The following is an 8,798-nucleotide window of genomic DNA, read 5'->3' as shown; positions in this document are numbered from 1 at the left end:
CCCCGTCGGGACACCGGCCGGGGTTTTTTTATGATGGGGGCTCTGCCCCCGCCGCCTGCGGCGTCTCCCCCGGAGTATTTGTGAAAAGATGAAACGGGGGTCCGTTCTTCATCTGTCCATAAATATCCCGGAGCGCGAGGCAGAGCCTCGCAAAACACCCATCGCCTTCGGTGAAACGCTGGTTTAAGACGAGGCCATGGCACAGATTGAATCACTCTTCGTTACCCGTCTTTACCGCGCCGCCTTGTCCGAGTTCGATCCCAAGATCGATGCGGAAGAACTGGAAAGCTCTTGCCTTGTCATCGCCGAGGATGATGAGGCCGGGCAGGAGTGGTGCGAGGAAAACGGCTATCCTGGCTATACCAGCTATGCCTCGCTGACCGATCTGCCCTGGCGCTTCCCGATCTTCGCTGATCTGGTCTCGGCGCTCGACCAGCACGTCGCAGCCTTTGCCAAGGATCTGGAATTCGATCTGGGTGAGGGCGAATTGAAGCTGGAAGACCTCTGGATCAACATCCTGCCCGAGGGCGGAATGCACTCCAGCCACCTGCACCCGCACAGCGTCATTTCCGGCACTACCTATGTTGCGATGCCCGAAGGCGCGAGTGCGCTGAAACTGGAAGATCCGCGTTCAGGCCGCATGATGGCCGCGCCGACGCGTCTGAAGGGCGGGAGGCGCGATTTGCAGCCGTTCATCTATATGAAGCCGCAGGTGGGCGACGTCCTGCTGTGGGAAAGCTGGCTGCGCCATGAGGTGCCAATGAACATGGCCGAGGACGAGCGGATTTCGGTGAGTTTTAATTATAAGTGGGAGTGAGCTCCGATCCGCGAAGCGGCAATCGCTCCGGTGGAGCGATTGAGGGGCGAACGGGCGGAGCCCATTCGTCAGGATGCCGTCTTGCTATTTTGCTGAAACCCGCGCGCGAAACTTCGGAAATCCGATGCAATTTCCATTGACCGAACCGGACCTGTAAGCACCGTTTTTGAACTTCAGATCGAATTTCATCACGCTTCCCGACGAACAACTTCCTTGCTTTGAAATAATCGCATCAAATTGTAACCGATCGTTGGTGACCTTTCGGATCTTGATGCCTTCGGGTGTAATGCCATGCGCGGCAAGCACCTGAGGATTGTTGTCTTTTACAGCAATATCCATCTGCCAAGGTCGGCTGGAATTAATGGTCAGGGTCCATTTCCCATCGGGCGCTGCTGAAACGCAGGTCGCAGATATCAAAATAGCGAACATAACAAGTAAAGTTTTTGAGTAGGGCATAAAGTACCTCGATGATTAATGGTGGATTAAAATCAGGTTCGATGTTACGTGTGCCACCCAGTTTGGGGCAAGCCCTAGCGTCTGATTTCATCGCCCCCAAACTTCCTCTTGCCACCCACCCTCCAAACCCTTATACGGCGGCATCCTGCGGTCTCCCGGCGTTGTCGGGCGATTCGTATGTCTATCATTCATCCACCAGGTCAAAGGTGACCCGTGTACGGGGCCTTCTGGTGTTTTGAGCAAAGGAAAAAGGCGATGAACGCCCAAGAACTGCGTGACAAGACCCCGGACCAGCTCCGCGAGGAACTGGCCAACCTGAAGAAAGAAAGCTTTAACCTGCGCTTTCAACAGGCAACCGGTCAGCTGGAAAACACAGCCGGTATCAAAGCGGCCCGCCGCAATGCTGCCCGTGTCAAAACCATTCTGAACGAAAAGGCCGCTGCAGCGGCATCCGAGGAGTAATCAGATGCCCAAGCGTATCCTGCAAGGCACCGTGACCAGCGACGCCAACGAACAGACCGTAACCGTATCCGTCGAGCGCCGCTTTACGCATCCGGTTCTGAAGAAAACCATCCGTAAGTCCAAGAAATACCGGGCTCACGATGAAAAGAACGCCTTCAAGGTCGGCGATACAGTCCGCATCATCGAATGCGCGCCGAAATCGAAGACGAAACGTTGGGAGGTTCTGGAGGCGTAAGCCCCCGGGACTTTTCCATTTGTCGAAACCCTGGGGGATTTAACAAGACCAGCCCCCACAGGTCGGGAGAAACCACATGATCCAGATGCAGACCAATCTGGATGTCGCTGACAACTCCGGCGCACGCCGAGTTCAGTGCATCAAGGTCCTGGGTGGTTCCAAGCGTAAATACGCCTCCGTTGGCGACATCATTGTCGTCTCGGTGAAGGAAGCCATCCCGCGCGGCCGCGTAAAGAAAGGTGATGTCCGCAAGGCCGTCGTCGTACGCACCGCCAAAGAAGTCCGTCGCGAAGACGGCACCGCGATCCGTTTTGATCGCAACGCCGCCGTCATCCTGAACAACAACAACGAGCCCGTCGGTACCCGTATCTTTGGCCCCGTTGTTCGCGAACTGCGCGGCAAGAACTTCATGAAAATCATCTCGCTGGCTCCGGAGGTGCTGTAATCATGGCTGCTAAACTCCGTAAAGGCGACAAGGTCGTCGTGCTGGCCGGCAAGGACAAGGGCAAAGAGGGAACCATTTCCTCGGTTGACCCCAAAGCCGGTAAAGCTGTTGTCGATGGCATCAACATCGCCATCCGCCACACCCGCCAGACCCAGAACAGCCAGGGTGGCCGCCTGCCTCAGGCAAACCCGATCGAGCTGTCGAACCTGGCTCTGCTGGACAAGAACGGCAAAGCAACCCGCGTTGGCTTCCGCATGGAAGGTGACAAAAAGGTCCGCTTCGCCAAGACCACAGGGGACGTGATCGATGCTTGATACCGCAACCTACACCCCGCGTCTGAAAGCTCAGTACGTTGAAACCATCCGTGCCGCTCTGAAAGAAGAGTTCGGCTACAAGAACGACATGCAGCTGCCCAAGCTGGAAAAAATCGTTCTGAACATCGGTTGTGGTGCTGAGGCTGTCAAAGACTCGAAGAAAGCGAAAGCTGCTGTCGAGGATCTGACTGCGATTGCCGGTCAACAGGCCGTTGCAACCAAGGCGAAAAAGTCGATTGCGGGTTTCCGCGTCCGTGAAGACATGCCGCTGGGTGCCAAAGTGACCCTGCGCGGCGACCGGATGTACGAATTCCTGGATCGTCTGATCACCATCGCGATGCCGCGTGTTCGTGACTTCCGCGGTGTGAAGCCGTCTTTCGATGGTCGTGGCAACTTTGCCATGGGCATGAAAGAGCACATCGTGTTCCCCGAGATTGACTTCGACAAGGTCGATGAAGTCTGGGGCCTGGACATCGTAATCACCACCACAGCGAACACCGACGCTGAAGCAAAGGCACTGTTGAAAGCGTTCAACATGCCGTTCAACGCGTAAGCGCCGGGAGGATTGAGACATGGCTAAAAAAGCAATGATCGAACGCGAGAAGAAGCGCGAACGCCTGGTGGCCAAATATGCCGCAAAGCGTGCCGAGCTGAAAGAAATCGCGAATGACGAGAGCAAGCCGATGGAAGAGCGTTTCAAAGCGCGTCTGAAACTGGCGAAACTGCCGCGCAACAGCTCGGCCACCCGTCTGCACAACCGCTGTCAGCTGACCGGTCGTCCCCACGCTTACTACCGTAAGCTGAAGGTCAGCCGTATCGCGCTGCGCGAGCTGGGTTCTGCTGGTCAGATCCCCGGCATGGTGAAATCGAGCTGGTAAGGGAGACATAGATATGAATGATCCTATCGGCGATATGCTCACCCGTATCCGCAACGCGCAAATGCGCGGCAAGTCCACCGTTTCCACCCCCGCATCCAAGCTGCGCGGTTGGGTTCTGGACGTGCTGGCGGACGAAGGTTACATCCGTGGCTATGAGGCGACGACCGGTGAAAACGGTCATCCGGCCATCGAAATCAGCCTGAAATACTACGAAGGCACCCCTGTCATTCGCGAACTCAAGCGGGTTTCCAAACCTGGTCGTCGCGTCTACATGGGCGTCAATGACATCCCGCAGGTCCGTCAGGGTCTGGGCGTGTCGATTGTCAGCACTCCGAAAGGTGTGATGTCGGACGCAAACGCTCGCTCCAACAATGTTGGCGGCGAAGTGCTCTGCACCGTCTTCTAAGGAGGTCTGCAATGTCTCGTATTGGTAAAAAACCGGTCGAGCTGCCCAGCGGCGTTTCCGCCTCTGTGTCGGGTCAGACCATCGAAGTGAAAGGTCCGAAAGGCACCCGCAGCTTCACCGCAACCGATGACGTCACGCTGTCGGTCGAAGACAATGTCGTGCAAATCAACCCTCGTGGCATGTCCAAGCGTGCCCGCCAGCAGTGGGGCATGAGCCGCACCATGGTTGCCAACCTGGTAACCGGTGTGACCGAAGGCTTCAAAAAAGAGCTGGAGATCCAGGGTGTTGGTTACCGGGCTCAGATGCAGGGCAACACCTTGAAGCTGAACCTGGGCTACAGCCACGATGTTGATTTCGTTGCTCCGGAAGGTGTCACCATCACCGCGCCGAAGCAGACCGAGATCGTTGTGGAAGGTATCGACCAGCAGCAGGTGGGCGAAGTCGCGGCCAAAATCCGCGAATGGCGCCGTCCCGAGCCGTACAAAGGCAAGGGCATCCGCTACAAGGGCGAGTTCATCTTCCGCAAGGAAGGCAAGAAGAAGTAAGGACGCAAACAATGGCAAACAGCAAAAGAACCCTGTTTCTGAAGCGCCGCCTGCGCGTTCGGAACAAACTTCGCAAGGTCAACGCGGGCCGTGTACGCCTGTCGGTTCACCGTTCGAACAAGAACATCAGCGTTCAGCTGATCGACGACGTTCGTGGCGTGACCCTGGCTGCAGCCTCGACCCTGGAAAAAGATCTGGGCGTCGTTGGCAAGAACAACGTCGAAGCGGCCACCAAAGTGGGCGCGGCCATCGCCGAGCGTGCCAAAAAGGCAGGCGTAGAAGAGGCCTATTTCGATCGTGGTGGCTTCCTGTTCCACGGCAAGGTGAAGGCAGTTGCCGACGCCGCGCGTGAAGGTGGTCTGAAGATCTGATGGTGTGCCGGGCTGAAGCCCGGCCTACCAAAGACGACGCCGTAGGCCGGGCTTCAGCCCGGCACCGGCACTTGAAGGCAAGGTCACTTGCCTCGATGATCGGGGGGCTTCCAGCCCACTTCGATTGAAGAAAACGGCGTCACAACGCCACATGAGAAAAGGGATGCCAAATGGCAGAACGTGAAAACCGTCGGGGCCGTGGCCGCGACCGTGAAGAAGCACCGGAATTTGCAGATCGCCTGGTCGCAATCAACCGCGTGTCGAAAACCGTAAAAGGTGGTAAGCGCTTTGGCTTCGCCGCTCTGGTGGTTGTCGGCGATCAGAAAGGCCGCGTCGGCTTTGGCAAAGGTAAAGCGAAAGAAGTACCTGAGGCCATCCGCAAGGCAACCGAACAAGCCAAGCGTCAGATGATCCGCGTGCAACTGCGCGAAGGTCGCACCCTGCACCACGACATCGAGGGCCGTCACGGCGCCGGTAAAGTGGTTATGCGCACCGCGCCTGAAGGTACCGGTATCATCGCCGGTGGTCCGATGCGTGCCGTGTTCGAAATGCTGGGCGTTAAGGACGTTGTGTCCAAGTCGCTGGGCTCGCAGAACCCGTACAACATGATCCGCGCCACCATCAACGGCCTGCAGAAAGAGCAGAGCCCGCGTTCGGTTGCACAGCGTCGCGGCAAAAAGGTTGCTGACATCCTGCCCAAGCGGGACGAAGCACCGGCCGAAGCCGAAGCGTAAGGAGTAGCGAACAATGGCAAAAACCATCGTCGTCAAGCAGGTCGGCTCGCCGATCCGCCGCCCCGCCGAACAGCGCGCAACCCTGATCGGTCTGGGCCTGAACAAGATGCACCGCACCCGCGAACTGGAAGATACCCCTTCGGTCCGCGGCATGATCAACAAGATCCCGCATCTGGTCGAAATCATCGAAGAACGCGGCTAAACGCAAGTTCGTTGAAGAAATGAGAAACGCCTCTGACCCTGGTCAGGGGCGTTTTTACCATTCAGACGGGTGTAACTCACGAACCGCCTTTTCGTTGCTAAAACTGTCGCCAGAACGAATTTCCAGTATTCCATTTGGAAGAAACCGAACAGGCGGGATTGGCAGGTTTTCTGGTGCCGGACCCGCCCGTACGCGCCCTGCCGAGTCATACCGTCCACCATGTGTCGGGCAATTGATCCAGTACGGTTCATCTCCGATGGGGTGAATCGAAGGCAGGGTCACAATCCCCAGATGCGTACAGATCGGACGGTAGATCAACCAACGGCCATTCTCGCCAAACGATCTGTTTTTATCGGTAGCCGGTGCATCTGCACGCAGATTTGCGTTTCGCGCCCACTTGTCACGCAATTCCGCAAGCGGCGTTGAACGCGCCGCTTCGACTTCTTCTTGTGTTCTGTATCGGACGGTTACCGGGCCGTCCCAAAACATGAGCAATAGCTGCTGGCCGGGATCAAGCCCATTCAGATCAACTTTCGCCACCTCGACAGGCAGAGAGCGCTTATGCCGCTCGCTCCAGGTTTGTGGAAACGCGCTGCGCGCCTGAATGGCCAGACCGGTTGCGCCCCCAAAAAACAGAAAGTCCCTACGTATCATGACGCCCGCATTTTGACTGCAGTTGAGTGTATCAGAAAATGGAACATTGGGTAGATATGCAGCGGGGGGATCAAAGATCACTTCCAAAAGCAATCTCGCATCAGGTCGAGATCATCCAAGAGCGCGGCCAAGCGCCTTATTGTCTGGGCCTCATGTTTGACCGCCACCCACGCGTGCCACACATGCAGCAACCCGCACCAGCCCAGCCCCACCCAACTTGAATATTACCTCACGTAACCTTGAACAGATTTCCCGCCGCAACCGGATTCCCGCCACCACTTCGCCACAGTCTATACCGATAAAGAACCACGATAGTGAGTTCGCAGCGTCGTGTGTCTGGCGCTCAGGTATGTAAGAAAGTGACGTGTGGTGAGTAGTGATTTTTTTGCTCTGGCCTGTCCAGAGCCGAGTGCCGCGTATCAGCGGGGACTTGATCAGGGACATGCCGGATTGACCGCGGCTTTGAACGATGTGGTCAAAGGCCTGCCTTCGGAATTTCTGAAAACGCTGACCGTTGAGCTTGACGATTGCGCGCAGTCGAACTGTCCTTCGCCGCTGGTCGAAAAGATATTTCAACGGGCAATCTGCGTGTATCAGGCCAGTCAGCTTCTGGATGCCAGACAGGTTTCTGATCTGCCAAAGCCCGAGCGATGTGCAACAGATGCCATGCCGCACTCATCTGACATGGTCACAAGACGGGCGAGCTGAATATCCATCGTCCACGCACCCATTGTTTGGGTCGCGGAAAAATTTTGAATGTTTACGAGTAAAACAAGGTAACGAATATGAAAAACCTTCTTCTTTTTACACTGGCCTTCACACCGGGCCTTGGATGGTCAATGACTGAAGGGCAGGCGCTTGCAAGCTGGATGGCCTCCTGCACCGATGTGGGCGGCAAGCATCTGGTCGACAAGGTTCACGCAGGGGATGCTGAACAAACCCTTCACGTGCTTTACATTTGCGAACGTGAAGATGGCAAACAATCCGTCCGGATCGTCCCTGTCGCGCCTTCGAAAACGGCCAGCAACGACAATTTCTGAACCTGTCGCTGCCGTCAGTTCACCACATACATGATCCAGGTGTTGCGCAGCCTGCGCTTTGCCCACGTTGCGCAGCACCCATCGACCGTACTCCGCCATTCACCAAACGCATAGCGGCTAGACCAAAACACCCGTTGTTGGCGCACTCTGCCCTGCCTATCTCAGCCCTGTCCAATCAAGGAACGCATGAAAGCAATTCGGGGAATGCGCCCCGATATCACAAAGGAACAGAGATATGGCACATACAGCAACACTGACACATGGCGGCTTCAACCTGACCGGCCGCATCGCGGGCTTCTTTGCAAAGCTCAAGGAACAAAACGCCCTGCGTGCGGAATACAGCCGCACCTATTCGGAACTGCAAAGCCTGAGCGATCGGGAACTGGACGATATCGGCGTGCGCCGTTGCGATATAAGCGACATCGCGCATCACCACGTCTATTCCGCGTAATCCCGGCCACTGTAAGCGAACCCGAGGCGCCGTCTGGCGCCTCTTTTGTTTTCTGCGGGTACGCGGATGGCGGGAACGGCGATCATTGCTTGCAAAGATTGCGCCGACACTGTAACCCGCCCCGGTGGAACTTGTGTCCACGAGAATCAAAACCAAGAAACGCCGTGGTTGGCCCATCACGCTTCGGGGGCCACATCCGGCTAAGGAGAAGCGATATGAAACTGCATGAATTGCGCGACAACCCCGGCGCAGCCCCGAAACGGACACGCGTTGGCCGCGGTCCCGGTTCCGGCAAAGGTAAAATGGGTGGCCGTGGTATCAAAGGTCAGAAATCCCGTTCGGGTGTGGCCATCAACGGCTACGAAGGCGGCCAGATGCCGCTGTATCAGCGCCTGCCCAAGCGTGGCTTCAACAAGCCGAACCGCAAGGCATTCGCCGTTATCAACCTGGGTCTGATCCAGAAATTCGTCGACGCCGGCAAGCTGGACGCCAAGGCTGCGATCACCGAAGACGCTCTGGTTGCGTCCGGTCTGGTCCGCCGCAAGCTGGACGGTGTCCGCGTTCTGGCCAAAGGTGAAATTACCGCCAAAGTGAACCTGGAAGTCACTGGTGCTTCGAAATCTGCTGTTGAAGCAGTCGAAAAAGCGGGCGGTTCACTGACGGTCACAAAAGCTGCTGCGGCAGAGTAAGCGCTTGTGAGCGGGCCAAGACCCGCTTACATAGACCTCAGAGTTTTCCAAGACGCCGCCCGAGCCGGAAAACGGTTCCGGGCGGTGTTTGCATAAGAG

At 56.8% G+C, this 8,798-nt stretch carries 18 protein-coding genes; 16 read left to right on the top strand and 2 right to left on the bottom strand.

Going from position 1 to position 8,798, the window contains the following annotated elements:
* Window positions 1-196 precede the first annotated feature (196 nt).
* Window positions 197-817: a 2OG-Fe(II) oxygenase family protein gene (locus tag ACR0FG_RS19400; RefSeq protein ID WP_480894863.1), complete on the top strand. Its 621-nt coding sequence runs from the start codon at window positions 197-199 to the stop codon at window positions 815-817.
* An 84-nt stretch (window positions 818-901) separates the two neighbouring features.
* On the opposite strand, the gene ACR0FG_RS19395 is transcribed toward ACR0FG_RS19400, so the two are convergent.
* Window positions 902-1,273, bottom strand: a complete 372-nt coding sequence (locus ACR0FG_RS19395; protein WP_480894861.1) for a hypothetical protein — start codon at window positions 1,271-1,273, stop codon at window positions 902-904.
* A gap of 255 nt (window positions 1,274-1,528) precedes the next feature.
* Between ACR0FG_RS19395 and rpmC the strand changes: the two genes are divergently transcribed.
* The 11 genes from rpmC (at window position 1,529) to rpmD (ending at window position 5,865) form a co-directional block, all read left to right on the top strand.
* On the top strand, window positions 1,529-1,735 hold the full coding sequence (gene rpmC / locus ACR0FG_RS19390; RefSeq protein WP_010437082.1) for a 50S ribosomal protein L29: 207 nt from the start codon (window positions 1,529-1,531) through the stop codon (window positions 1,733-1,735).
* 4 nt (window positions 1,736-1,739) lie between these two features.
* Window positions 1,740-1,970 (top strand): 30S ribosomal protein S17, encoded by a 231-nt coding sequence (gene rpsQ / locus ACR0FG_RS19385; RefSeq protein WP_068340771.1) that lies wholly within the window; start codon window positions 1,740-1,742, stop codon window positions 1,968-1,970.
* 76 nt (window positions 1,971-2,046) lie between these two features.
* Window positions 2,047-2,415, top strand: coding sequence for a 50S ribosomal protein L14 (gene rplN / locus ACR0FG_RS19380; RefSeq protein ID WP_008757934.1), 369 nt, complete (start codon window positions 2,047-2,049; stop codon window positions 2,413-2,415).
* A 2-nt stretch (window positions 2,416-2,417) separates the two neighbouring features.
* Window positions 2,418-2,729, top strand: coding sequence for a 50S ribosomal protein L24 (gene rplX / locus ACR0FG_RS19375; protein ID WP_155148683.1), 312 nt, complete (start codon window positions 2,418-2,420; stop codon window positions 2,727-2,729).
* Complete coding sequence (rplE, locus tag ACR0FG_RS19370) at window positions 2,722-3,282, top strand: 50S ribosomal protein L5 (RefSeq protein WP_170716661.1); 561 nt, start codon at window positions 2,722-2,724, stop codon at window positions 3,280-3,282. Before rplX ends, rplE begins: the two co-directional genes overlap by 8 nt.
* A gap of 19 nt (window positions 3,283-3,301) precedes the next feature.
* Window positions 3,302-3,607 (top strand): 30S ribosomal protein S14, encoded by a 306-nt coding sequence (gene rpsN / locus ACR0FG_RS19365; RefSeq protein WP_010437098.1) that lies wholly within the window; start codon window positions 3,302-3,304, stop codon window positions 3,605-3,607.
* A gap of 13 nt (window positions 3,608-3,620) precedes the next feature.
* Window positions 3,621-4,013: a 30S ribosomal protein S8 gene (gene rpsH / locus ACR0FG_RS19360; protein ID WP_010437099.1), complete on the top strand. Its 393-nt coding sequence runs from the start codon at window positions 3,621-3,623 to the stop codon at window positions 4,011-4,013.
* An 11-nt stretch (window positions 4,014-4,024) separates the two neighbouring features.
* Complete coding sequence (gene rplF, locus ACR0FG_RS19355; RefSeq protein ID WP_480534935.1) at window positions 4,025-4,558, top strand: 50S ribosomal protein L6; 534 nt, start codon at window positions 4,025-4,027, stop codon at window positions 4,556-4,558.
* A gap of 11 nt (window positions 4,559-4,569) precedes the next feature.
* Entirely contained in the window at window positions 4,570-4,929 is a 360-nt protein-coding gene (gene rplR / locus ACR0FG_RS19350; RefSeq protein WP_170356678.1) for a 50S ribosomal protein L18, read from the top strand.
* A gap of 170 nt (window positions 4,930-5,099) precedes the next feature.
* The gene (gene rpsE / locus ACR0FG_RS19345) at window positions 5,100-5,663 is read left to right on the top strand and encodes a 30S ribosomal protein S5 (protein ID WP_170798222.1); all 564 of its coding nucleotides are present in this window, start codon (window positions 5,100-5,102) and stop codon (window positions 5,661-5,663) included.
* 13 nt (window positions 5,664-5,676) lie between these two features.
* Window positions 5,677-5,865, top strand: coding sequence for a 50S ribosomal protein L30 (gene rpmD, locus ACR0FG_RS19340; RefSeq protein ID WP_480894859.1), 189 nt, complete (start codon window positions 5,677-5,679; stop codon window positions 5,863-5,865).
* Window positions 5,866-5,919: 54 nt separating this feature from the next.
* Here the strand turns inward: rpmD and petA are convergent, their stop codons facing one another.
* Complete coding sequence (petA, locus tag ACR0FG_RS19335) at window positions 5,920-6,519, bottom strand: ubiquinol-cytochrome c reductase iron-sulfur subunit (protein ID WP_480894857.1); 600 nt, start codon at window positions 6,517-6,519, stop codon at window positions 5,920-5,922.
* Between the two features lie 369 nt (window positions 6,520-6,888).
* Here petA and ACR0FG_RS19330 point away from each other — a divergent pair, with 369 nt between their 5' ends.
* The 4 genes from ACR0FG_RS19330 (at window position 6,889) to rplO (ending at window position 8,699) form a co-directional block, all read left to right on the top strand.
* Window positions 6,889-7,227 carry a hypothetical protein gene (locus ACR0FG_RS19330; protein WP_480894855.1) on the top strand — a complete coding sequence of 113 codons (339 nt, stop codon included), beginning with the start codon at window positions 6,889-6,891 and terminating at the stop codon, window positions 7,225-7,227.
* Between the two features lie 77 nt (window positions 7,228-7,304).
* Window positions 7,305-7,559 carry a hypothetical protein gene (locus ACR0FG_RS19325; RefSeq protein WP_170716672.1) on the top strand — a complete coding sequence of 85 codons (255 nt, stop codon included), beginning with the start codon at window positions 7,305-7,307 and terminating at the stop codon, window positions 7,557-7,559.
* A gap of 235 nt (window positions 7,560-7,794) precedes the next feature.
* A complete protein-coding gene (locus ACR0FG_RS19320; RefSeq protein WP_170716673.1) occupies window positions 7,795-8,010 on the top strand; it encodes a DUF1127 domain-containing protein in 216 nt (71 codons plus the stop codon).
* A 215-nt stretch (window positions 8,011-8,225) separates the two neighbouring features.
* Window positions 8,226-8,699: a 50S ribosomal protein L15 gene (rplO, locus tag ACR0FG_RS19315; protein WP_170515937.1), complete on the top strand. Its 474-nt coding sequence runs from the start codon at window positions 8,226-8,228 to the stop codon at window positions 8,697-8,699.
* The last annotated feature ends 99 nt before the right edge of the window (window positions 8,700-8,798 follow it).

It is taken from the genome of Ruegeria sp. E1 (assembly GCF_056534225.1).
This window is presented reverse-complemented; position numbering and strand designations above follow the sequence as displayed.